Annotated in this window: 20 protein-coding genes and 2 pseudogenes; 13 read left to right on the top strand and 9 right to left on the bottom strand. The window is 68.8% G+C overall.

Annotated features, from left to right (window positions below):
- Positions 1-334: 334 nt before the first annotated feature.
- The gene (locus tag ACZ4WS_RS42350) at positions 335-973 is read left to right on the top strand and encodes a hypothetical protein (protein WP_467988697.1); all 639 of its coding nucleotides are present in this window, start codon (positions 335-337) and stop codon (positions 971-973) included.
- Between the two features lie 131 nt (positions 974-1,104).
- Here the strand turns inward: ACZ4WS_RS42350 and ACZ4WS_RS42355 are convergent, their stop codons facing one another.
- Together ACZ4WS_RS42355 and ACZ4WS_RS42360 are read right to left on the bottom strand one after the other, a co-directional pair.
- Positions 1,105-2,211 (bottom strand): FAD-dependent oxidoreductase, encoded by a 1,107-nt coding sequence (locus tag ACZ4WS_RS42355; RefSeq protein WP_467988699.1) that lies wholly within the window; start codon positions 2,209-2,211, stop codon positions 1,105-1,107.
- A gap of 346 nt (positions 2,212-2,557) precedes the next feature.
- Positions 2,558-3,529, bottom strand: a complete 972-nt coding sequence (locus tag ACZ4WS_RS42360) for a Clp protease N-terminal domain-containing protein (protein ID WP_467988701.1) — start codon at positions 3,527-3,529, stop codon at positions 2,558-2,560.
- Between the two features lie 68 nt (positions 3,530-3,597).
- Between ACZ4WS_RS42360 and ACZ4WS_RS42365 the strand changes: the two genes are divergently transcribed.
- Positions 3,598-3,957, top strand: coding sequence for an excisionase (locus ACZ4WS_RS42365; RefSeq protein WP_261559483.1), 360 nt, complete (start codon positions 3,598-3,600; stop codon positions 3,955-3,957).
- A gap of 183 nt (positions 3,958-4,140) precedes the next feature.
- Here ACZ4WS_RS42365 and ACZ4WS_RS42370 read toward each other — a convergent pair whose 3' ends face one another.
- Positions 4,141-4,464: a DeoR/GlpR family DNA-binding transcription regulator gene (locus ACZ4WS_RS42370; RefSeq protein WP_467988703.1), complete on the bottom strand. Its 324-nt coding sequence runs from the start codon at positions 4,462-4,464 to the stop codon at positions 4,141-4,143.
- A gap of 1,034 nt (positions 4,465-5,498) precedes the next feature.
- Between ACZ4WS_RS42370 and ACZ4WS_RS42375 the strand changes: the two genes are divergently transcribed.
- Positions 5,499-5,717, top strand: a complete 219-nt coding sequence (locus ACZ4WS_RS42375; RefSeq protein WP_467988705.1) for a hypothetical protein — start codon at positions 5,499-5,501, stop codon at positions 5,715-5,717.
- Between the two features lie 10 nt (positions 5,718-5,727).
- Here the strand turns inward: ACZ4WS_RS42375 and ACZ4WS_RS42380 are convergent, their stop codons facing one another.
- The 3 genes from ACZ4WS_RS42380 to ACZ4WS_RS42390 form a co-directional block, all read right to left on the bottom strand.
- Positions 5,728-6,153 carry a hypothetical protein gene (locus tag ACZ4WS_RS42380; RefSeq protein WP_467988707.1) on the bottom strand — a complete coding sequence of 142 codons (426 nt, stop codon included), beginning with the start codon at positions 6,151-6,153 and terminating at the stop codon, positions 5,728-5,730.
- Between the two features lie 511 nt (positions 6,154-6,664).
- Positions 6,665-7,711 (bottom strand): SgcJ/EcaC family oxidoreductase, encoded by a 1,047-nt coding sequence (locus tag ACZ4WS_RS42385; RefSeq protein ID WP_467988709.1) that lies wholly within the window; start codon positions 7,709-7,711, stop codon positions 6,665-6,667.
- A 154-nt stretch (positions 7,712-7,865) separates the two neighbouring features.
- Positions 7,866-8,666, bottom strand: coding sequence for an alpha/beta fold hydrolase (locus ACZ4WS_RS42390; protein WP_467988711.1), 801 nt, complete (start codon positions 8,664-8,666; stop codon positions 7,866-7,868).
- Positions 8,667-8,954: 288 nt separating this feature from the next.
- Here ACZ4WS_RS42390 and ACZ4WS_RS42395 point away from each other — a divergent pair, with 288 nt between their 5' ends.
- Positions 8,955-9,902: a GlxA family transcriptional regulator gene (locus ACZ4WS_RS42395; protein ID WP_467988713.1), complete on the top strand. Its 948-nt coding sequence runs from the start codon at positions 8,955-8,957 to the stop codon at positions 9,900-9,902.
- Positions 9,903-10,370: 468 nt separating this feature from the next.
- A pseudogene (locus ACZ4WS_RS42400) lies at positions 10,371-11,046 on the top strand (tyrosine-type recombinase/integrase); the annotation flags it as partial.
- On the opposite strand, the gene ACZ4WS_RS42405 reads toward ACZ4WS_RS42400, so the two are convergent.
- Positions 11,009-12,250: an MFS transporter gene (locus tag ACZ4WS_RS42405; RefSeq protein ID WP_467988715.1), complete on the bottom strand. Its 1,242-nt coding sequence runs from the start codon at positions 12,248-12,250 to the stop codon at positions 11,009-11,011. The pseudogene ACZ4WS_RS42400 and the gene ACZ4WS_RS42405 sit on opposite strands and share 38 nt — an antisense overlap.
- Positions 12,251-12,350: 100 nt before the next feature.
- On the opposite strand from ACZ4WS_RS42405, the gene ACZ4WS_RS42410 reads away from it, so the two are divergent.
- Positions 12,351-13,436 (top strand): DUF5937 family protein, encoded by a 1,086-nt coding sequence (locus ACZ4WS_RS42410; RefSeq protein WP_467988717.1) that lies wholly within the window; start codon positions 12,351-12,353, stop codon positions 13,434-13,436.
- A 210-nt stretch (positions 13,437-13,646) separates the two neighbouring features.
- On the opposite strand, the gene ACZ4WS_RS42415 is transcribed toward ACZ4WS_RS42410, so the two are convergent.
- Positions 13,647-14,183 (bottom strand): hypothetical protein, encoded by a 537-nt coding sequence (locus ACZ4WS_RS42415; RefSeq protein WP_467988867.1) that lies wholly within the window; start codon positions 14,181-14,183, stop codon positions 13,647-13,649.
- 205 nt (positions 14,184-14,388) lie between these two features.
- Here ACZ4WS_RS42415 and ACZ4WS_RS42420 point away from each other — a divergent pair, with 205 nt between their 5' ends.
- Positions 14,389-14,802 carry a hypothetical protein gene (locus ACZ4WS_RS42420; protein ID WP_467988719.1) on the top strand — a complete coding sequence of 138 codons (414 nt, stop codon included), beginning with the start codon at positions 14,389-14,391 and terminating at the stop codon, positions 14,800-14,802.
- 34 nt (positions 14,803-14,836) lie between these two features.
- Here ACZ4WS_RS42420 and ACZ4WS_RS42425 read toward each other — a convergent pair.
- Positions 14,837-15,256, bottom strand: a pseudogene (locus tag ACZ4WS_RS42425) (ATP-binding protein); the annotation flags it as partial.
- Positions 15,257-15,700: 444 nt separating this feature from the next.
- On the opposite strand from ACZ4WS_RS42425, the gene ACZ4WS_RS42430 reads away from it, so the two are divergent.
- From ACZ4WS_RS42430 to ACZ4WS_RS42455, 6 genes are all read left to right on the top strand, one after another.
- Positions 15,701-16,138 carry a helix-turn-helix domain-containing protein gene (locus ACZ4WS_RS42430; RefSeq protein WP_467988721.1) on the top strand — a complete coding sequence of 146 codons (438 nt, stop codon included), beginning with the start codon at positions 15,701-15,703 and terminating at the stop codon, positions 16,136-16,138.
- 69 nt (positions 16,139-16,207) lie between these two features.
- Positions 16,208-16,585, top strand: a complete 378-nt coding sequence (locus tag ACZ4WS_RS42435) for a GatB/YqeY domain-containing protein (RefSeq protein ID WP_467988723.1) — start codon at positions 16,208-16,210, stop codon at positions 16,583-16,585.
- 153 nt (positions 16,586-16,738) lie between these two features.
- Complete coding sequence (locus ACZ4WS_RS42440) at positions 16,739-16,948, top strand: hypothetical protein (protein WP_467988725.1); 210 nt, start codon at positions 16,739-16,741, stop codon at positions 16,946-16,948.
- Positions 16,938-17,342, top strand: a complete 405-nt coding sequence (locus ACZ4WS_RS42445) for a nuclear transport factor 2 family protein (RefSeq protein WP_467988726.1) — start codon at positions 16,938-16,940, stop codon at positions 17,340-17,342. Before ACZ4WS_RS42440 ends, ACZ4WS_RS42445 begins: the two co-directional genes overlap by 11 nt.
- Positions 17,343-17,590: 248 nt before the next feature.
- Positions 17,591-18,526 (top strand): SLAC1 family transporter, encoded by a 936-nt coding sequence (locus tag ACZ4WS_RS42450; protein ID WP_467988729.1) that lies wholly within the window; start codon positions 17,591-17,593, stop codon positions 18,524-18,526.
- A gap of 392 nt (positions 18,527-18,918) precedes the next feature.
- A complete protein-coding gene (locus tag ACZ4WS_RS42455) occupies positions 18,919-20,370 on the top strand; it encodes an amidase (protein WP_467988731.1) in 1,452 nt (483 codons plus the stop codon).
- The last annotated feature ends 355 nt before the right edge of the window (positions 20,371-20,725 follow it).

Consider the following 20,725-nt stretch of genomic DNA (forward strand, 5'->3'; position numbering starts at 1 on the left):
ACCACAGCAATCTCGTCCGGAGTCACACACTCTCAACGCCACACCGGACCCCCAGGACACGCACCACCACAACCGACCTGACCAAGCCCTACTAGCCATGAGCCAGTCACACGATCCTCCGGACAGGACCTAGCCGCGTCCCGGCGCGTACCTCCTCCTGCGTAGTGAACGTCCGAACCGGCTTGGCTGAGTTGGGCCGGGCAGCGACGCGGGCGGCGGGATGCGGGGTCCCATGGAGGCCCTCCTCGGCACCGGGCCTGACGGTAGATCAACGGGCCGTCGGTGGCGCATGATGAAGGCGCCCGTCCCGTCAGAAGCGAGGTGCCGCGTCTCGATGAACCGCAAGACCAGAATCCTCCTGGCGGGCCTGGCCTCCGTGGGCGGCGCCGTCGCAGGCGCGGGCCTGCTGCACAACCGCCAACCTGATCGCAGGGAACGCCTCCACATCACGGTCTTCAGCGAGCCCGGCTACATGGGCCGCAACGAGAGGCTGACCTGGACCGGCGGCGAGCGCGAGGTCGTCCCGCTCACCCGGGTACAGCTGCCGCGCATCGGCTCGATCAGGCTGGAGCGGCTCGTGTACCGCTTCCAGCCCGAGGTGCGGCTACCGAACATGTACGTCCTGTGGCACGCCCTCACCGAGCGCCGGGACCACACGGACCCCGAGGACGGCGTGGCCAGCTTCATCGCCATGCACCAGCTCGCCGGCATGTTCTCGGTGGGCTTGTGGGAGCCGGTCCCCGAGTCCGAGGCGCGGTCGGGCGTGCGGCTCTGGGCCGGGCGCCCCGGCTATCCGCTGCCCGCGCACGACGAGGGGGACCCTTCCGGTAAGGCGGCTCCCGGCAAGGCGGCCGCTCCCGGCGCCCAGCCCTGGCACGACGTCCTGGCCAACACGCCCGACCTCGGCTCCTGGAGCACCCGCACCCGCTACCTCGAACTCGGCTACCACGACGGGAGCGACCCCCGCAGCTGACCGGCCGCCTGCCCTGCCTGCTCCCCCCGGCGCCGCGTCAGTGGTCGGCGACGTGGGCGGTCAGACGGGGTGATGTGGTCCGCACGCTGATCCAAAAGAGAAGCCCCAATTAGTGATCGCTAATGGATTTGTCAGAAGAACGCGAGCAATTTCCGACTGGCGTCCGGCGACGCCAGGATTTCCTGGACGTGCGCGGACTGCCGACCGGCGGCGCTGGTGCGTTCGAACATCTCGCGTTCGTATTCTTTGACGGCGGCGGGAAAGTCGTCCGGGTGCGCGGCCAGCGCGAGGCCGAGCAGGGAGCCGTCGAGCAGCGCCATGTTGGCGCCCTGCCCCACCGGCGGCATCAGGTGCGCGGCATCGCCGAGCAGCGTGACGTCTGGCGTCGACGGCCACGTCAGGCCGACTGGGAGAGTGGTGATCGACCGCGGCAGGACTGTGTCGTCGCAGGCTGCGATCAGTGCGGTGAACCGTGAGTCCCAGCCGGTGAACAGGTCGATCAGCCGCACCCGGGCGACGGCTGGGTCGCCGAACGGGATCCCACTGGTCGCGAACCAGTCCTCGGCGCTGTTGTAGAAGCTGAGGTAGATGCGTACGCGGCCGTCGCCGTTCCGCTGCGCCGACAGGGATTGTCCGTTGCCGAGCACCCAGTAGTTGCCGCGCCCAACCATCGCCGCGAGGTCGGGGTGGGTGCGGTCGATGTCGGGAATACCGAGCTCAACGACGTTATGGCCGCTGTGCGCTGGTCGGGCGTCGGTGAGCAGCGCGCGGACCCGGGAGTCCGCGCCGTCGGCGCCGACCAGCAGGTCGTACGTCGCACTGCTGCCGTCGGCGAAGTACAGCAGGCCATTGTCGGCGGATTCGAACGCGTGCCCCCAGCGCACCGCGTGTTCGGGGAGAGAGTCCAGCAGCAGGTTGCGCAGATCGGCACGGTCGACCTCAGGTCGCTCGAGCGGGGCGTCGTCGGGCGTATCCTCCTGCAGCAGCAGGGTGCCGTCCGGCTCGAGAAGTCGCAGGTCCTGGCCTTCACGACGGGCAATCGCGTGGAACTGGTCGATCAGGCCGGCCTCGCGCAACGCCCGCTGCCCGGTCCCGGAGTGCAGATCAAGCATGCCGCCCTGACCGCGCGCGCCGCGCGACGATTCCCGTTCGTACACGACGGCGTCGATGCCGTTCACGTGCAGCACACGGGCAAGGGCCAGGCCACCCAAGCCGGCTCCAACGATGGTGATGGTCATGTTTGCCTCCGATTCACCGTATTGCCTGCTCGCGGGAGATCGACCCGTGGTGCGCGCGGGCCACCACCGGCGGGGCGCCGAACGCGATCCCGGACTCGCCGATCACCTCGGCCGGGAACGTGGTCAGCTGGCCGGCCTCGGCCGGCTCGGCGAGGCGCGACTACCAGCGCGTGCTGGCCGGCGGCGACGGCCTGCCAGGCGCCGCGCTGCGCCTCGGTGGGCGCGGCGAACGCGCCTGTGAACGACGCCCTGGTCGCCGGCGAGAATGGCGCCAGCGCATCGGCGCTCACCACGCCCCCGTCCTCGCCTGTCCCAACGACAGGTTCCGGCCCGCTGATCAGCCGGTTCACCGGCGGAGCCGGGGCGCGAGGACCGTGCGCACGACCTTGGCCACGTTGCTCGCGGCGGATCCGTCCTCTTCTCCGGGTTCCGGTTCCAGCACACGCTGGATCTGCAGCAGCAGCTGGTTGGTCGACCGCCAGAGCGGGACGAACATGCCGGCCACCGGCCCGACGCCCTGGATCGGGCCGTTGGACAGCTCGGTGACCTTCTTGGCGATCGTGACCGTTGTCGGGTCCCGCAGGATCAGGTGCACCTCATCGTCGACCAGCCGGATTTCCATCTTGCGCGCGGCGGCCTCCTCCGGGTTCGCGTCCGTGGTCGTCTCCGGATCCAGTTCGTCGATCTTGGCGGCGACCGCGTCCGGGTCGACCCCGAGTTCGTGCAGCACCTTGGCCGCCATGCTGTTCTCCGCCCGCAGCATCGCCTCAAGCAGGTGATGGCTGCCGACCGGTGCGCCACCGGCCAGCGCGCTGGCGGCGGACACGGTGTCCTCGGTGGCAGATGTGCCGGCCGGCCATGGGCTGGCCGCGACGTCCTGCGATCCCTCCGATGACGCCAGCACCGCGGCACGGATCTTGCTGATCGGATTGATCCGCTCGGCAAGTACCTTCGCGCCGACACCCTCACCTTCCCTGACCAGGGCGAGCAGGATGTGTTCCGTACCGATGTAGGTGTGGTGCAGCTGCAGCGCCTCGCGCAGGGCGAGGTCCAGCGTCTTCTTCGCGCGCGGCGCGAACGGGATATGGCCGCTCAGCTCCTGCGTGCCGGGCTTGACCACCGCGGCAATGTCGACCTGCGCCGTCTCCTTGTTGTACCCGAGCTGGTGGAGAACTTTCGCCGCCATGCTGTCCGGCGCGTCGAGCAGCCCCAACAGGATGTGCTCCGTGCCGATGTAGTTGTGCTTGAGCAGCCTCGCCTCCTCCTGAGCCGTGACGACCACCTTGCGGGCTTCCACCGTGAACCTTTCAAATGGCATGGCTCCATGGTCGCAACCATGTCAATACACTGTTATTGATAGGGTCACCATGCTGAAGGGAGGGTGTGATGGAGACACCGTCGGACTGGGAGGACCGGCTCGCGCGCTGGCAGAATGAGCTGGAGCTGTTCGAGCAGCTGGACGAGACACCCTGGGTCACGCTGGCCAAGGCGGAAGCCGAGACCGGCGTTTCCCGCTCGGCCCTGCGGTCCTGGTACCGCAATGGCGAGATCCAGTCCCGGCTGGCGGACGGCCCGAACGGGCCGCAGCGCCTGGTCCAGCTGGACGCGGTGATCGAGCGCGCCGCCGCGTCACCGCGCATTCAGCGCAGGGCGGAACGGGAAGTCAGCCTGGAAGCCCAGGTCACCCTGCTACGGCACCGGGTTGACCAGCTTGAGCTGCGGCTGGCCGCGCTGGAACGGAAGTGACCGGCGCGAGCAGCACCATGCCATCGGCCCGGAACGGTGCCACCGTCGCCGGATCCGCCTGCTCATCCACGACCAGGATGTACGACCGGTTCAGCGGCGCCCAGCAGGGGAACGGGCCGGCACCGAGCTTGGAGTGCTCGGCCAGCACCACCGCGGTCCGTGCCGCGTACAGCATCACGTGTTTCAGCTGCGCCTGCTCCAGCAGACGGCCGCACGAAGGCCACGCCCGGCGACCAGCCCGTCCGCGCCGAGGAAAACCACACCCGGCGTGATGGACCGCAACTGCTCCTCGGCGGCGCTGCCCACGATCGCCTCGTTCGGGTACCGGGTACCGCAGCCCCCCCCGCCGAGCACGATCACCTCCACCTCCGGCGAATCGGCCAGCGCCACCAGTGCGGACAACCCGTTGGTCACCGCGGTCAGCACGGACCGGTTCGCCAGCCTCGCGACAAGGCGGCCGACCGTGGTACCAGAATCGAGCAACACCACGTCACTGTCCTGTCTCACTGAAGGTTGACCGTTCTCACCGAACTTTGACCGGCCTCGTCGCTGGTCAGCGGGCTCCGCCCACCCAGCGTGGTCAAACTTTGCTGAGACGCCGGTCAAGGTTCAGTGTGAACCGTTCCGGGTTTGATCGAGACTCTAGGTCGTGACTGTGACCTGGGGTTTCGTGGTTGCGCGGTAGTGATTGGTCTCGTATTCGACGGGTGGGATGTGCCCGATCTCACCGTGCAGTCGGCGGTGGCAGTACCAGTCGACGCACGGCCATTGTCGGCCACCGCGAAGCGCCGTGCGGAACGAGCAGAACCTGCGTGACCTTGCCGGCATGTACACCGAGGTAGGTCGGGGGCACGATGCCAATGGTGCTGCTGTACACGCGTCACTGGCCCGGGTTCCCGAGATGCGGGAAGCACTCGGCCTGGCCCGTCCGGTCCCGGAACCTTAGGTTCGTACAGGGCACAAGTGAGGACCCTCACGGGCACTGGCGACTGCTCGTGTAGGCCCTCGGGATGTGGCTGGACCGTCACCAGGCCCGGGCGCATCCGTCGAAGCTGGAGAGCACCTCGGGCCGTGCCGTCTGCGCCACGCAGGACGACTCCGCTGTCCTGTCTCACTGAACCTTGACCGGCGTCTCAGCAAAGTTTGACCACGCTGGGTGGGCGGAGCCCGCTGACCAGCGACGAGGCCGGTCAAAGTTCGGTGACGGTCAACCTTCAGTGAGACAGGACACCTCCTCCCCTGGCGTGACGGGAGGCAGCGTACAGCCGTAAAATCGAACATGTGAACGATAGCTCCGCCTCCCGCCTCGATCAGCTCCTCTTCCTCAAAAGGGTCCAAGAGCAAGACCTTGAGCGCACCCGGCGGTGGATCGCGGCAGAGGAGCGGCGACGGGGTATCGAGGCACGGCCGCCTGCCCCGGACTGGCTCATCGAGCGCGGCCTCGACGGGCACTCCCCTGCCGTGTACGGACAGCGAGCTCGGGTACCTGGAGTGACCAGCGCAGACGTGTATCCGGACTGCCCGAGTGAGAGACTGGAACCGTGCCCGAGAGTGTGCCTGTGGTGGTGCACCCGCCGCAGCCGGATGGCGGCAGGCGGGTGACGATCCGCGGCGAGCCAGTCGGCACGGCCTACCACCTGCTGGACCTGGTCGAGCTCCTACGCCTCGCAGACCTACCCGAGGCGGATACGACGATCGACGACCCCGAGCTGATCGAGTGGCGCGAAGGCGGGCCCGACGTGTGGATGGCGCCAGGGTGATCTGCCGCCCTTAGGCGCTGCACGGCTTCCGGGCCGCCTTCTTGGTCGACTTCTTCGCCGCGGTCTTCTTGGCGGTCGTCTTCTTCGTCGCCTTCTTGGCCGCGGTCTTCTTCTTCGGCATCTCGTGGACGGTGGCGTCCTCGCCGCGGCCAGCCCGCGCCTTCGCCACGGACTCCTTGAGCGCAACCATCAGGTCAACGACCTGGCCCGCCGGGGCCCCCTGCTCGGGCGTCTCCGCCAGCGCGTGACCTTCGCGCTTTGCCTTGATGACCGCGCCGACCAAGTCGGTGTAGTGGTCCTCGAACTCCGGCCCGTCGAGGTCGTCGCGGGACAGGCCGTCGATGAGCAGCTGCGCCTCGGCGACCTCGTCGTCGGTGAGCTCGACCGCCTTCGGTGCCAGCTCGGACGAGTCTCGGATCTCGTCCGGCCAGCGCATGGCGTGCAGCTTATGGAGAGGGTTCGGTCTCCGTTGTCCAGTTCGGAGCGCATGCTCGCTTCTGCGGTCGGTGGCACCCGCCAGACATGGCTCAAACTGAGGAGCGGACAGGCTTCGTTCCGCACGTGGTGACTATTGGTGACGGTGAGAAAACGACACGGCGGCCCGCGCGAGATCCCGGACATCGGCTTTGCTCCCGCGGTCGGCACACCGGCCAGCGTTGAGATCATGTCTCTGGCGGAGCTGCGGGAGCGGGCCGCAGTCCGCGTGGGCAGGGCAGGGCAGGGCTGAGGGCACCGCAACGGCCGGCGTTCCACCACCTGATCACCCTCTCCAATGGCTCTTGGACTCCTCAACAGGCATGGGGGGCTGGGCCGCCGGGCGATGAGGCGGGGACGCGGTCGGCCCGCAACGGACATCCCTCACAGCATCCTGAACATTGATCAGATGCCCGCCAAGCCCTGGGAGGGGCGGGCGGCCTGTGCGTCCGTGCCCAGGCCGCCCGACGCGGTCAGCTGAAGAACGGGTCGTCCACGACGTGAACCCAGCCGCCGTCCGGCTGGCGTCGGAGGATCTCGGTGGTGGTGGAGACCACCGGCTCCGGTCCGACCCCGGTGAGGGTGGCGTTGTTCGACACCAGGGCGACGTCGTCGACCTGTCGGATCTCGCGCGGTTCGAGCTTGAGGCGGGCACCGCTGTCGATCATCTGCTGCATGGCCTTGCGGATGGCGTCCGTGCCCACCAGGTGGGTTCCGGGAGTGGGGACGAAGTGGGCGTCCGGCTCGTACAGCGACACCAAACCCTCGATGTCACCGGCCTCCAGGTACTCCATGAACAAGGTCCCCACCTGCTGGGGCGTCTCGGCACGGCGCCGGGCGGTGACGCCGACCGGCTTGTCGCCCCAGCCGGCCGCGGCGATCAGGTCGTACCAGCTGGGATGGGCGCCGTAGGGCAGGTGGCGACGCAGCAGGTCGCCCGGGAAGGTCAGCGGGGACGCCTTGTGGGGCTTGGTCTTGGCCTGGGTGATGATGGCGTCGCTGAGCCCGTAGGCCAGGTCCTGACGCGGTAGCAGGGTGTGCACTTCGTCGGCGAGGCCGGGCGGAAGGGTCTCACGCTGGGCTCCGAGGATGTCAGTGGCGATGCCCGCCTGGGCCAGCGCCACCTCCGTGCCCTTCCGCGAGGCGATGCCGTCCGAGGTGTGCAGAGCGATGGCGTCCCAGGCGACGGCGATACGGCGTTCCTCGACACCGCGCTCGCGGAGGAATGCCGCTGCGATGTCGGCGCCGTCGACTTCGAAACGCTGGTCGCCGTTGCCCTCCTCGCTCAGTCCGATGTCGTGCAGGACGCAGCTGACGAACAGCAGCTCGTCGTCGTAGTCGGTACCGGCGCGCAGACCCTGGTTCTGGGCATGGGCGCGGGCGAAGACGTAGCTGCGGACGCTGTGATGGTGAACGAAGGCAGGCGTGGCCTGTGCCGCATAGGCGTATGTGTCCCGGGCGAGGCTCGTGTCGGGGAGGTCGAGCTGCTCGAAGGCGGACAGGTGTGCGTCGGTGGTCATGATGTGTCTCCTTCATTTGGGCCCCGGTCCGGGGCAGATTCGGCACGGTGGGCGGGCGGCGCGCTCACGCGTGCCGGGTATGGGGGGCGGCTGCACGGCACGTGGAGCGACAGCCGATCGCCCCACGGGGGGATGTGCGACTGGAGTGCTGTCCTTACAGCTGGGCGACGAACGCGCCGATGTGCGCGGCCACCTGGTCGGGCACCTCAAGGGGCGAGAGGTGGCCGGTGTCCTTCAGGACGGTCAGCGTGGCGGTCGGGATCAGCGGCAGCAGGTGGTCGGCGAGCACGGTCGGCGGGTCGACCTTGTCGTGGCTGCCCGCGAGAACCAGCACCGGCACCTCGATGGCTGAGACGCCGGCCGACACGTCCTGGACCAGGCCCTGGCGCGGCCACTCGAGACGGGCCTCGTCGCCGCCGCGCAGACTGTCCTCGACCACCTGCCGGCGCAGCTCGGGAGTCAGCCCGCCGTGGGTCAGCATCACGTCGATGCTCTGAAGAACCGCCTCCTCGTTGTCGTAGGCGTGGGAAACCGTCTCCTGCACCTGCTCGGTCACCCCGATCGGCGCGGGCGGCGCGGGCGCCACGAGGACGACTCCCCTCAGACCGGCGGGCTTGCGTGCGGCCAGCATCTGGGCCACCTTGCCGCCCATGGAATGCCCGACCAGCACATAGCGGGAGTACCCGAGCGTGTCGACGACCCGCTGCGCGTCGTCCGCGAGCTGCTCCAGGTCGTAAGGTCCCGGCACGCTCGTGGAGTTGCCCCATCCACGCTGGTCGTAGGCCACGAAGCCCTGCCCGGGATCCAGACGCTGCAGCACCGGGATCCAGGTACGCCGTGAGCCTCCCCAGTAGTGCAGGAAGATCAGCGCTGGGCCGTCACCCTCGCGGACGTGGGCGTACACCTGGCCGCCCTGCACGTCGAAGAAGCGGCCCACCACATTCTGCGAAGTCATTGCCAGCTCCTCGTCCACGGCCGGGGCTCTCGGACCGCTCCACCGGTGTGTGGAGTCGGCTGCCCTGCGCTCGCCGTTCGATCCTGCTCCGGAACCTCCCTTCCAGGCCACGGCTCATCTGCCAGCATGCGCATCTTTTGGGCCAGAACAATGCGGGTGGGTCATTGCCTTCCGATCACACGATCAGCGGCTTGATCAGGCGATTAATCCCGGGAACATCCCTGGGTCAGGGCATGGCGGCTCCCTGGCCCTCCCTGCGACATGAGTGTCGGACGTAATATTGCGGCCATGAACAAGCACCGGGTCATGGTCCTGGCGGTCGACGGCGTACTGCCCATGGATCTGGGGATCCCCACGCAGATCTTCAACGCCCGTCCGAACACCCCCTACGAGCTCACCGTGTGCGGCGACACCGAGGAGGCCGTGACCACGAGCGCCGGTTTCACCCTCGGGCTGACCGCGGGTCTCGAGGCGCTCGCCGAAGCGGACACGATCATCGTCCCGGGCTTCGAAGACTTCCGGCGCCCTCCGCACCCACGGGTGAGGGCCGCTCTCAAGCTCGCCGGCCGCGCCGGGATACGCATCGCTTCCATCTGCACCGGCGCCTTCGCCGTCGCCTCAGCCGGACTGCTCGACGGCCGCACCGTCACCACCCATTGGGCCAGCGCGGATGACCTCGAAGAGCTCTACCCCCGGCTGCGCGTCGACCGCAACGTCCTCTACATCGACAACGACACCATCCTGACCTCCGCGGGCGTCACGGCCGGCATCGACCTGTGTCTGCACCTGGTCCGCAAAGACCTCGGCGCAGCCGTCGCGAACGACATCGCCAGGGACATCGTCGCCGCCCCACACCGCGACGGCGGACAGGCCCAATACATCAACAGGAGCCTCCCCACCCCCCAGGCCACCACGCTCGCCGACACCCGTGAATGGGCCCTGCTCCACCTCGAAGAAGACCTCACCATCCCCCACCTCGCCGACCATGCCGGCGTCTCCCCACGCACCCTGACCCGCCTATGGCGCCAGGAAACCGGCGTCAGCCCCCACCAATGGCTCCTGACCGCCCGCATCAACCGCGCGCGAGAACTCCTGGAGACCACCGACCTCCAGGTGGAACAGACCGCCATCCGGTGCGGCCTCGGCAGCGGCGCCAACATGCGCGCCCGATTCCGTGACGCCATCGGCATCACGCCCACGGCCTATCGCCGCACCTTCCAGCGCCAGGCCGCCTGACGGCGCAGGCCAGACTGCGCGGTCACAGAGTCCGTCGGCCCAGGCGCGCGTCCGCCCCGGCAGTCCAGGGCAGAAAGATCGCCTCACGGTAGGGCGTCGAGGCCGTCCGGCCGATCCAGGACGCCATCGAACAACGGGAGCGCGGCCTGCTCGCCGAACTCGGCATCCGCGTGACCGCAGCGCGGGGCACGGTCAGGCCACGAGGCTCATGCCGTCCGGTGAATCGACGCCAAAAGTGACCATGGGCGTGCTGTTGCGCCGTCACGCCTCGGTGTGCTGTGCCGGGGGGTTGAGGAACATCCGGACGAAAACCGGCGCTAAGGATCAGTCGGCCCTGGTGGGCGGCTGACGGAGCGTCGGCGGGCGGACCCGTCTGAAGTCGTCCCACGGATAACACCCCAATATCTGCGGTAACTTGGTCCGTCACCTGCGGTGACGTTCTCCGGCCGCTACGTGAAACAGCCCTGCCCGGTCTGGGCGAAGCGACTGGCGGTTCCGGACTCCGAGACCCCGGCGCACTCCAAGATGGCGATCGACCGGCTCTTCGCCCGTCGGGAGGTGCACCTGCGGAAGAAGACCCTGTGGCGGATGCTCTACGAGACCGCCGGACGGGCGGAGGAGATCCTCGGCGTCAACATCGAGGACCTGGACTTCGCCAGCCGTCGCTGTCTGGTCAAGGCCAAGGGCGCCCGCACGAAGAACCGCCGCCGCGGTCAGGTGCGTGGGGACTACGTGCTGGAGACCGTGTACTGGCATGCCGGTACTGCCCGGCTGCTGCCGCGGCTGCTCAAGGGCCGCACCCGCGGCCCGGTGTTCGTCACCCACCGCCGCCCGGGGCCCGGCAAGGTCGTCAGCCCCCGCGACGTATGCCCGGACACCGGGCTGGCCCGGCTCTCCTACGGCCAGGCACGCGCCCTGCTCGACGAGCACACCGCCCTGCGCGGACCGGGCACAGGCGGGGACCTGCACGATTGCCGCCACTCCGCCCTGACCCATCTCGGCGAACAGGGCGCCTCGCTGTTGATGCTGATGGCGAAGTCCCGGCACAAGAAGCCGGAGAGCGTCCCCCGCTACTTCAAGCCGTCCCCCCGAGGCGATCGCCGAACTCACGAGCCTGCTCGCGCCCGGCGGCAGCAACCGCTGAGCCGCGTTCTTTGATCCTTCTCGGTGGAAACGGCGGAGGCGGAGAGAAGCGTCGCAGCGGCGACGCTGCCCCAGAGGGCGACCGAGCCGTGGGGTGCGAGAGCGGTGATGACCGCGGGGGAGACGGCGAGGCCGAAGCCCGTGGAGAGCTGGAAGCGCGCGAGGGCGCGTCCCAGGACATGGGCCGGGGCGAGGGCGGTGACGAGCGCGGTGGCGCTGCCGGCATAGATGATCTCGCCGATGGTGCAGACCACGGACACCGTGGCGACGGCCGGGGCACCCCAGCGGTGTCCCAGCGACGTGGCCACCAGGAAGCCGAGGTAGGACGCGGCGAGTACCACGCCGGCGAGAGCCAGCACGGTCCGCCGGGAGAAGTGGGACATCAGGACGGTGACCGGAACCTGCAGGGTGACCACCAGCACCGTGTTGGCCACGAAGATGGCTGCCGACCACACCGGGGATGCGTGCAACTGGGTCACCAGGACCAGAGGGAGCGCGATTTCGGGGACGTTGAGGCAGAAGGCGTAGACCACGTTGGCGGCCAGCAGCGCGCGCATGCGGGGTGCGGGCCCGTCGTCCCTGTCCTTGGCCGGGGTAGCGGCCGGATGGGCGTGCAGGTGGACCGACCACGCCAAGGTCGCCGCAGCGAGATAGGCGAGCCCGGTGACGGCTGCCAGCGCCTGCAATGCAGTGGTGCCGCCCGCCAGGCATGCGGTGGCGAGGAGCGCGCCCGCGCCCAGGCCGGCGTTGCGCAGAGCGCGGCCTGCCGCGAGAGCGGTGTCGCGTTCCCGGCCGTGGGCGACCGTGGCCACGAGAGCTGCGTGGGCGGCCGGCCATGCCTGGTTGCCGATGCCGAGGAAGAGCGCCGCCGTCGCGAACAGCCAGACGTGCCCCGCCGGGGTGGCCAGCAGCAGCGCCACGCCCAGCACCCGCACCAGCATCGACGCTGCCACGACCGTGCTGCGCGCGCCCCGGTCCAGCCATCGGCCGACCGCTGGCATGCACAGCAGACCCACGACGACGCCGACCGTCATGGCGATGCCGGTGACCGGCGCGGACAGCCTCAGCACCGTCACCCCGTAGAGCAGCAGAAAGGGCCGCAGCAGGCCGGTGCCGAGCGCGTCCACGGCCAGGGCGACGGCATAGCGGGGGCCTCCGGAGGCACGGACGAGTGCGCGAGGCTGGATCTTGGTGGTGGTTGCCATGGCGTCAACGGTGCGTTCGGCCGCCCGGGCTGGGTACGTCGGTTGACGGACACCGTCAACCGACGCCGTCGCCGGCCATCCGGTCAGTGATGATGAGGGGGTGACGTTGAGGATCGACATCAGCGGCCTGCCGTCCGAGCGACTGCGGTTCGCCGCCTCCCCGTTGGCCGAGCTGACCGCGATGCTGCACGTGCTGGCCGAACCCGGGCATCATCCGCGACTCGCCGGCTGGGCCGGGGATGTCTGGGCCGGGCTGCGGCCGGAGTTGGCCGAGCGGTTGCGGGAGGCTGAGTTCCTCTGGCGTTCCTCACGAGCCGACTTCCTGGTCCCCGCCCGGCCTCGGCCGACCCTCGCCGAGGAGTTGGACGACGTGGACCGGATCGATGACGAAACGTATGTGACCGCCGCGCTCGTCACGACGTGCGGCAGCAACCGGGTCCGCTTCGCCGCGCCGTCGCCGCTCACCGACGCGACTGCGCGCGAGCGGGCCCTGGACCTGGCCCAGGCCCGCGGCCCGCTGCAAGAGGCCTTCGCGGAACGGCTGCTCGCGGACCCGACCGCTGTGCGGGCGCGGGTGCGCCACACCCTCGAACAGTGCGCCGATGCCTTCTTCGACGCCGCCTGGACGAGCGTCGCCGTGCAGCTCGCCACCGACCTGCGCCTGAAGAACGACCTGCTGAAGCGCCAGGGCAGCGGGACGGCACTCGCATCGGTCTCCGACGCGGTCACCCTGGCACCGGACGGCGACAGCATCATCGTGGACAAGCTGCAGGACAAGGCGACTGCCGCCCACGGCACCGGGGTCACCTTCATCCCCAGTGTCTTCGGCAACCCGCACCTGGTGGTGGTCCACGCGCGCGGGTGGCAGCCGGTGGTGCAGTACCCCGTGGCCGAGCCGAGTCCAGCAGAGCTGGTATCGCTGGAAACGGTCACGCAACGGCTGGAGGCACTCGCACATCCGGTACGGCTGCGGCTGCTGCGCACCCTGGCCCGCGGCCCGCACACCACCGGTGAGCTGGCCCACGCCTGGGAACTTTCACCCCCGGAGGTTTCCCGCCACCTCGCTGTCCTGCGCCGCGCGGGCCTGCTCACCGCCCGGCGGCACGGTCGTTACGTCCATTACACCCTCAAGCTGCCCGATCTGACGGCGCTGGGTGCCGACCTGCTGGCGGCCGTACTGCGCTGAGTGGCTTCGGTGCTGAGTGGCTTCGGTCTACCGGAACGCGGGCGACCGCCGCCTTCGCAGCATCGTCCGACTCGACAGGCGCCGCCGAGCAGTACCGGCGCGAACGCCTGCTGCCCTCGGGCAGCAGGGCAGCGCGCTGGCTGCACCGCCGGACACTCCTCCTGGCCATACCCCGGGGTCATCCTGTCCGGCCGGGCGGGCCAATGCCTGTCACTCCTCGTCGGTCGCGTCCTTGTCGCGAAGCGGACGCAGGCTGCCGGGCAGATCGGGGAGCTGGAAGGAGTAGCGGCCGAGCATGAGGATGTCGGCGCGTGTCAACTGGGCTTCCAGTAAGACGAGTTGGTCGCGCCAAGCCGCCGTGTTCGCCTCGGTGAAGGCGGCGTTGTTGCAGGCCAGGGGTCTGCACTCGGGCAGGGACGGGGCATCTGTGGCGTCGGCCGGTGGCCGGCACAAGCGCCGGTCGGGGTTGTCGTTGCAGGTGACGAACATGCCGGGGTAGATCCGCGGGTCGTTGCGGGTCATGAGTTTGCGCATTTGGGCTTCGTCGGGGGTCTTGCCCATGAAGCGGATCCGGTCGCCGAACTGCTCCAGCCGTGTGGCCGCCTCGGCGGCGGCGGGGCCGTGCAGCCGGTGGTGTTCGTGGCCGTCGACCATGGCAGCGAGCCGTTCGCCGCGGGCGAGGGGCTGTTCCTTCTGGGCTTCGGCCCGGAACCCGGAGCGTGAGGTGCCGGCGTACCCCTCGAACATCTGGATGTGGCTTCGTTCACTTTCAGCGACAGCGTTTGTCGATGGGTTTCAGCAGCAGTTGACCATCCACCTGTCGGGGAATGTTCACGAGAAGTGACGGCAGTGCTGTGTCGCCCAGACGGACGGGGCGATCGACGTCCGTGACGGGACTCTGCCGCCCGAGTCCAGAGACTCGCGATCCGGACGAAGGTGCGAAGATGCGCTCGTGGTGACAGATGCCGAATGGGCTCGGATTCGGAGGGGGCTGCGCTTCGGGCAGGTTTTCGAGGGCACCGTCGTGAAGGTTCCTCGGCCCGGTGCGATCGGGATCTTCGTGGACATCGGCTTGAGCGTCGGAGGCTTCGTCGACGTCCTGTTGCTGCCGGAACAGAGTGAGGACTGGCCGGCGGAAGGCACGGTTGCCGATTTCGAGATCTGGTGGGCCGACAGCCGTCAGCAGATCCGGCTGAAGCCTTCCGATTCTCAATATCTGCGGCACGACTTCACAGACTTCGTTGGACGTTTCCGTCCCAATTGGTCATCCGACGTCGGCCAGCCCGTTCGTGATCCCGGGCCAGCGACCCTCGATGAGGTGCGGGCCGCGCTTCGATCTGATGGGCCGCCGGCCAACTCCCCGTGAGGTCTGGTGAGGTGGCCGACCGTCGTGGCGGGAGCTAGCTGGCCTCGGCTGTGGCTCGGGCTCGTGTGCTGGCGAGTCGGTAGGAGTCGGTGCCGGTCTCGATGATGGTGCCGTTGAAGGTGAGACGGTCGACGATGGCCGCGCAGAGGCGGGGGTCGGTGAAGGTCTTGGTCCAGCCGCCGAAGGATTCGTTGGAGGCGATGGCGACGCTGTTCTTCTCCTCGCGTTCGGTCAGGACCTGGAAGAGGAGTTCGGCGCCGTGGCGGTCGAGTTCCATGTAGCCGAGTTCATCGATGCAGAGCAGGTCGACGCGTCCGTAGCGGGCGATGGACTTGTTCAGTTGCTTCTCGTCGGCGGCCTCGACCAGTTCGTTGACCAGCTTCGTGGCGAGGGTGTAGCGGACGCGGTAGCCCTTCATCGCGGCCTCGGTGCCCAGGGCGATGAGCATGTGGGACGTGTCGCGAAAGACCTGGCCACGGCACCTCGTTCAGGGTCGTGGCCATCGTCAACAGTTCCTCCACGCGTTGCTACTTGATCATGTGGAGCCAATACCTCTATGCCGCCCAGCGTGGTGGCCGGGAGGGCACCCTCACCATTGTTCTTCGACCACCAGCGGATCGCGTGACCTGACGGTCAACGCCACTCATGCCGGTGCGGCGCCCCCGGATGGCGGCCAGCCGTCTGGAGTGGCGGGCCGTCGTACCTCTACCCGGCAGTGACCAGGAGCGAGAGCGGATTCTGCCCCTGCTCGACCGCCAGGAGAAGGGTGTCCATGCAGCGTCCGCCGCCTCCTTGTGTCGGCACCGCTCCCCCACACTCAGCCGCCACGCTCCTTATCCTTCCGTATAGTGTTGTATCCTTCCAAGACACAAGGATGTTTAAGGAATATTGAGGAGTCATGTCCGCGCCAGCGCTGTACTCAACCGAGGAGGTCGCCGAGATGCTCGGCCTCCACGTCCGCACGGTTCGCGGTTACGTGCGGGACGGCAGATTGCCGGCTGTGCGGATCGGCAAGCAGTACCGGATCGCCGCCGCGGACGTTGACGAGCTCACCAGGGGCCGCACTCCAGCGGCACCCCTTTCGATGCCCGTGCCACCGCGAGTCGAGGTGACGGCCATCGTGCAGGTCGAAGGGCTCGACCGGGCGACGATGACGCGCCTGAGCACGTTGGTGACAAGCGCGGCAGCGAGCCGGCCCAGGGGCGTTGCCCGCCTGCACGTCGAGACCGTCTACGACGAGCAGCGCCAGGCCGTGAAGTTCGTGGCGATCGGCAGCCCTGAGGACACAGCGACGCTGGTCAGCCTCATCGGAACCTTTGCGGAGTCGGAGTTGTGAACCACATCTACCGCTCAGAAGGTGCCCGCCACGCGGCGCAGGTGCCAGGAATACACGGGAGTCCCTGACATGCAGCAGACCGAAGACGCGCAGGTTCTGCGCTCCTCGCTTCGCACTGATCTCGTCGGCGCGATGAAGGCACGCCAGCCCGAAGCCATCGCGGTGCTGCGCTCGGCCATCGCGGTCATCGACAACGCGGAGGCGGTGGAAGCCCCCGATCGGGCTGCACAAGCGGCGAGCGAACACATCGTCGGCGCCCGGACCGGGGTCGGCTCCACAGAAGCGGAACGCCGCGTTCTGTCCCTCGGTGAAGTCCGCGCTCTCTTGCAAGCACAGGTCGACGATCGCACCGCCGAAGCTGATCGATACGACGCTTACGGCCGGCACGAGGCTGCACGTCGACTCCGCCGCGAGGCGGATGTACTCAGGCACTACCTGGAGGCCTGACCACCAGGTGCAGGGATTCGACCGGCCTCAGGGCGCGTCCGCCTGGCATCTGGCCATCCATCTGGGAGGCGCCCCCTCTTCCTGGGCCCAGGCTGCGCGCCTGGGAAAGGTCGTCGATGTTGCCGCTGCCGCGAAGCGCCACACACAATCGGTATGTACGGGGTCGCCACCCACGAACTGGGGCGTACGACCGGGACGTCATGGATGACCACGCTGGGTCGCGGGGAAATCTGGGTCGCCGCCGCGGTCTGGGCGGTGGTGATCGCTGCCATGGTGGTCGCCGCGGTCCACCCCCACGCCAGGACCGAGCGTCAGGGCGGTGCCTCCGCCCGTCTCCAGAAGGGGCAAAGCGATGGATCCTGATATCCGGACCCGGGCCGCACTTGAGGAACACTGGCGGGTATCGGAACGCGGGGATTCCGAAGCCGAGCACGCCATTTACGCCGCTGACGCGATCCTCGACTACCCCCAGTCAGGCGAGCGATTCCGAGGGCGCGCGACGATTCGTGCGCAACGCGGCGCGCACCCCGCCAGTCGGCACTTCACCGTCCTCCGGATTGTTGGCGGCGGAGATCTGTGGACGAGTGAGTGTGTGATCACCTATGACGGTGTGCCCACCTACTCGGTGAGCATCATGGAATTCGCCCACGGGCATGTGGTGCATGAGACGCAGTACTTCGCGGACGCCTTCGGTGCCCCTGAGTGGCGGACAGCACTCGCGGAGTCGATGCCAGGCAGGTCCATCGCCAAGATCTGACCGCCCTGCGCCTCCGGTCGGCAGCCCCAAGTCCCGCTCGCCCACAAGGCAGTTGGCCCAGATGCAAGCGCGAGATGCCCAGCCCGGTACTGGCCTGGCCAAGCCCAAGCTGGCGAATGAACGATTCCCCCCAGTGCTGACCCTTTGGCGCCCACGGCAACAAGGACGAGCCGTCCGCTCCTCGGCCCCAGTTGGTTCGCGGCCGTGATGGGTACCGGCATCGGCGCCAACGCAGCGGGCACCCTGCCATGGAGCTTTCCGGGCTGCGGGCTGCCGGCCTGGTGGTCTGGCTGGGTGCCGCGCTCCTGCTGTTCCTGCTGGCAGTCAGTTACCTCCGGCAGCGGGCGCTGCGCTTGCACGCCGGTGATCCGGTGATGGCCCAGTTCTTCGGCGCGCCGCCGATGGCCCTGCTCACCCTGGGCGCCGGGACACTGCTGCTCGGACGCCGGCTGATCGGGCTTGAGGCGGCGCTTGGCGTGGACTGGGTGCTGTGGTCGCTCGGTACCGTTCTCGGTCTTGTCACGGCCTGCACGGTGCCTTATCTGGTGATCACCCGGCACCGCTTCGCGCCGGACGCGGCGTTCGGGGGATGGCTGATGCCGGTGGTGCCGCCGATGGTGTCGGCCGCGACGGGCGCGCTGCTCGTCCCCCATACACCGGCGGGGCAGTTGCGTCTCACCATGCTGCTGGGTTGCTACGCGATGCTCGGGCTCGGGCTGATCGCGGCTCTGCTCGTCCTGGCCATGATCTACGGCCGCTTGGTGCACCACGAGGCACCCACCGGAACGGTCGTCCCCACGGTGTGGATCGGTGTGGGGGCGTTGAGCCAGGCAGTGACGGCGCTCGGCGCGCTGGCCGCGGTGGCGCCGAGCGCGCTACCCGCCCTCTACGCGCGGGGCACCACGGTGTTCGCGCTCCTGGGCGGGATCGTGGTGTGGGGTTTCGCCATGCTGTGGCTGACGCTCGCCACCGGACTGACCGCACGGACGATCCGGTCCGGGCTGCCTTTCGCGCCAACGTGGTGGTCCTTCATCTTCCCGTTCGGCGCCTGCGTGACGGCCACCGGCACCCTCGCGACGCTGACCGGTTCGGACATGTTCATCTGGATGGCCGTGGCGTTGTACGGGCTTCTGGTCATCGCGTGGGTGGTGGTGTCCGGCCACTCCGTACGCCATGCCGCCTGACACATGGGCCGCCGGTCCCTCGCCGGGCGCGCTCGTCGGCTGCCCGTCGAGACGGAGGTGCGGCTCGGTGGGGCGATCGCGCTCAGGGGCACCGTTCGCACCACTGCTGGCGGGCGCCCGATCTCCGAGGCCCGTGTGTCCCTCCTCGACCCGGGGGGCGACGTCGTCGGCATGACACTGACCGCCGAGGACGGCTCCTGTGCCAGCGTCAGATCGAAGGCGTCCTTGCCGGTGCCATCGAGGGCGAGCGGCGCCGCTTGAGCCGGGTATCCCGCAGCTACGACGGCGCCAATGGTCGGGCGATTCGTCTGCGGCCGGAGAGAAGCATCATGAAACCCGTTGTGCGAAGCGGCATTTCATGACCTCTTCCAGAGGCAGATACGGTCGGATTCATGGAGTGGAATTTTCCGACAGCCGAAGAACTCGCGGCTGCCTTGCGTGCCGGTGAAGTGACCTCGGCGGAACTGACCGACGAGGCGATCGCCCGTATTGAGCGGGACGACGATGCGATCAACGCGATCTGTGTGCCGGACTTCGACCGTGCACGGGCCGCCGCGCGCGGTGCCGACCAGGCGCGTGCCCGCGGTGAGGACCGGCCCCTGCTGGGCATTCCGGTGACGGTCAAGGAGTCGTACGACATCGCCGGGCTGCCCACGACCTGGGGTATGCCGCCGCACCGGAACTTCGTGCCGGCCGAGGACGCGGTGCAGGTGTCGCGGCTCAAGGCCGCGGGCGCGGTGGTGCTCGGCAAGACCAATGTGCCCGTGGGGCTGCAGGACGTGCAGACCTTCAACGAGATCTACGGCACCACCAACAACCCGTGGGACCACCGTCGTACGTCGGGCGGATCCTCCGGCGGCTCGGCGGCGGCCCTGGCGTCCGGATTCGGCGCGCTGTCCATCGGCTCCGACCTCGCCGGTTCGTTGCGCACCCCCGCGCATTTCTGCGGCATTTACGCGCACAAGCCGACACTCGGGCTGGCGGCGAGCCGCGGCATGGTCCCGCCGCCCGGGCCGGCCCTGCCGGTCGAGCACGACCTCGCCGTCGTCGGTCCGATGGCGCGCACCGCTCGCGACCTCACGCTCCTGCTCGATGTCATGGCCGGACCGGACCCGCTGACGCTCGGTGTGGCGTACCACCTGACGCTGCCGCCCGCGCGCCACGAGCGGCTCTGCGACTTCCGGGTCCTGGTCCTCGACGAGCATCCGCTCATTCCGACCGGGTCCGCTGTGCGGGCGGGCGTGGGCCGGGTGGCCGACGCGCTTGTCGACGGCGGTGCCCGCGTCGAGCGGGACAGTCCGCTGCTGCCCGATCTGACCGAAGCCGCGGTGCTCTACACGCAGTTCCTGTTTTCGGGCTCCGTTGCCCGTTTTCCCGTCGAAGCGTACGAGCAGCTGCAGGCCCGCGCCGCCGGACTGAGCGCAGACGACCAGAGTCTCGATGCGGCGCGGCTGCGCGGCATGGTGTTCAGCCACCGCGACTGGATCGAGGCGAACAGCTTTCGCGAGCTCCACCGCCATGGCTGGCGGCAGTTCTTCGCCGAGTTCGACGCCGTGGTGTGTCCCATCACGCCCACTCCCGCGTTCCCGCACGACCACAACCCCGACCTGATGAAACGTCGGATCGACATCGACGGCGTCGAGTATCCGTACTTCGACCAGCTCGTCTGGGCCGGTCTGGCCACTATGCCCGGTCTACCCGCCACCGCTATACCAGCGGGCCGGTCCCCCGAGGGTCTGCCGGTGGGAGTGCAGCTCATCGGTCCGATGTTCGAGGACCGCACCCCGCTGCGGCTGGCCGAATTGCTTGAGCAGAAGATCGGCGGCTTCCAGGCACCGAAGTAGGGCGTACTACCTGGGTGTCCGTCGAGGACGAGGTGCGGATTGGAACGGGGCTCCACTCGCGACGAACGTCCATGGCTTCGCGCCCTCGCGCATGCGCTCGGCATCAGCCTTGATGAGGACCGTGACCCCCTGCTCGGCCAGCGCCTCCATAACGCGCAGCACATCCACTGAAACTCCCCCTTGCGCCCCTAATCGAACAGTCAGCAAAGCTACACAGGCATCCCGGCCGCCCACTTGACGGCTTGGGGCCGTGAGGCGTCTAACCCCGCGCTCCTCCAGGGTCGGTGCGGCTCGCCGACCGGCGGGCGCACCGACTGACCCGGAGGCCTTCCGATGCCGTCCTCGCCCACACCGC

It is taken from the genome of Streptomyces sp. NPDC029292 (genome assembly GCF_055569295.1).

What these genes read in the sequence shown, in the direction of transcription:
- ACZ4WS_RS42350 (WP_467988697.1), top strand. Translation starts at nt 335, where the DNA reads ATGAACCGCAAGACCAGAATCCTCCTGGCGGGCCTGGCCTCCGTGGGC.
- ACZ4WS_RS42355 (WP_467988699.1), bottom strand. Translation starts at nt 2,211, where the DNA reads ATGACCATCACCATCGTTGGAGCCGGCTTGGGTGGCCTGGCCCTTGCC.
- ACZ4WS_RS42360 (WP_467988701.1), bottom strand. Translation starts at nt 3,529, where the DNA reads ATGCCATTTGAAAGGTTCACGGTGGAAGCCCGCAAGGTGGTCGTCACG.
- ACZ4WS_RS42365 (WP_261559483.1), top strand. Translation starts at nt 3,598, where the DNA reads ATGGAGACACCGTCGGACTGGGAGGACCGGCTCGCGCGCTGGCAGAAT.
- ACZ4WS_RS42380 (WP_467988707.1), bottom strand. Translation starts at nt 6,153, where the DNA reads ATGCGCTGGCCGGACGAGATCCGAGACTCGTCCGAGCTGGCACCGAAG.
- ACZ4WS_RS42385 (WP_467988709.1), bottom strand. Translation starts at nt 7,711, where the DNA reads ATGACCACCGACGCACACCTGTCCGCCTTCGAGCAGCTCGACCTCCCC.
- ACZ4WS_RS42390 (WP_467988711.1), bottom strand. Translation starts at nt 8,666, where the DNA reads ATGACTTCGCAGAATGTGGTGGGCCGCTTCTTCGACGTGCAGGGCGGC.
- ACZ4WS_RS42395 (WP_467988713.1), top strand. Translation starts at nt 8,955, where the DNA reads ATGAACAAGCACCGGGTCATGGTCCTGGCGGTCGACGGCGTACTGCCC.
- ACZ4WS_RS42405 (WP_467988715.1), bottom strand. Translation starts at nt 12,250, where the DNA reads ATGGCAACCACCACCAAGATCCAGCCTCGCGCACTCGTCCGTGCCTCC.
- ACZ4WS_RS42415 (WP_467988867.1), bottom strand. Translation starts at nt 14,183, where the DNA reads ATGTTCGAGGGGTACGCCGGCACCTCACGCTCCGGGTTCCGGGCCGAA.
- ACZ4WS_RS42430 (WP_467988721.1), top strand. Translation starts at nt 15,701, where the DNA reads ATGTCCGCGCCAGCGCTGTACTCAACCGAGGAGGTCGCCGAGATGCTC.
- ACZ4WS_RS42435 (WP_467988723.1), top strand. Translation starts at nt 16,208, where the DNA reads ATGCAGCAGACCGAAGACGCGCAGGTTCTGCGCTCCTCGCTTCGCACT.
- ACZ4WS_RS42440 (WP_467988725.1), top strand. Translation starts at nt 16,739, where the DNA reads ATGTACGGGGTCGCCACCCACGAACTGGGGCGTACGACCGGGACGTCA.
- ACZ4WS_RS42445 (WP_467988726.1), top strand. Translation starts at nt 16,938, where the DNA reads ATGGATCCTGATATCCGGACCCGGGCCGCACTTGAGGAACACTGGCGG.
- ACZ4WS_RS42450 (WP_467988729.1), top strand. Translation starts at nt 17,591, where the DNA reads ATGGAGCTTTCCGGGCTGCGGGCTGCCGGCCTGGTGGTCTGGCTGGGT.
- ACZ4WS_RS42455 (WP_467988731.1), top strand. Translation starts at nt 18,919, where the DNA reads ATGGAGTGGAATTTTCCGACAGCCGAAGAACTCGCGGCTGCCTTGCGT.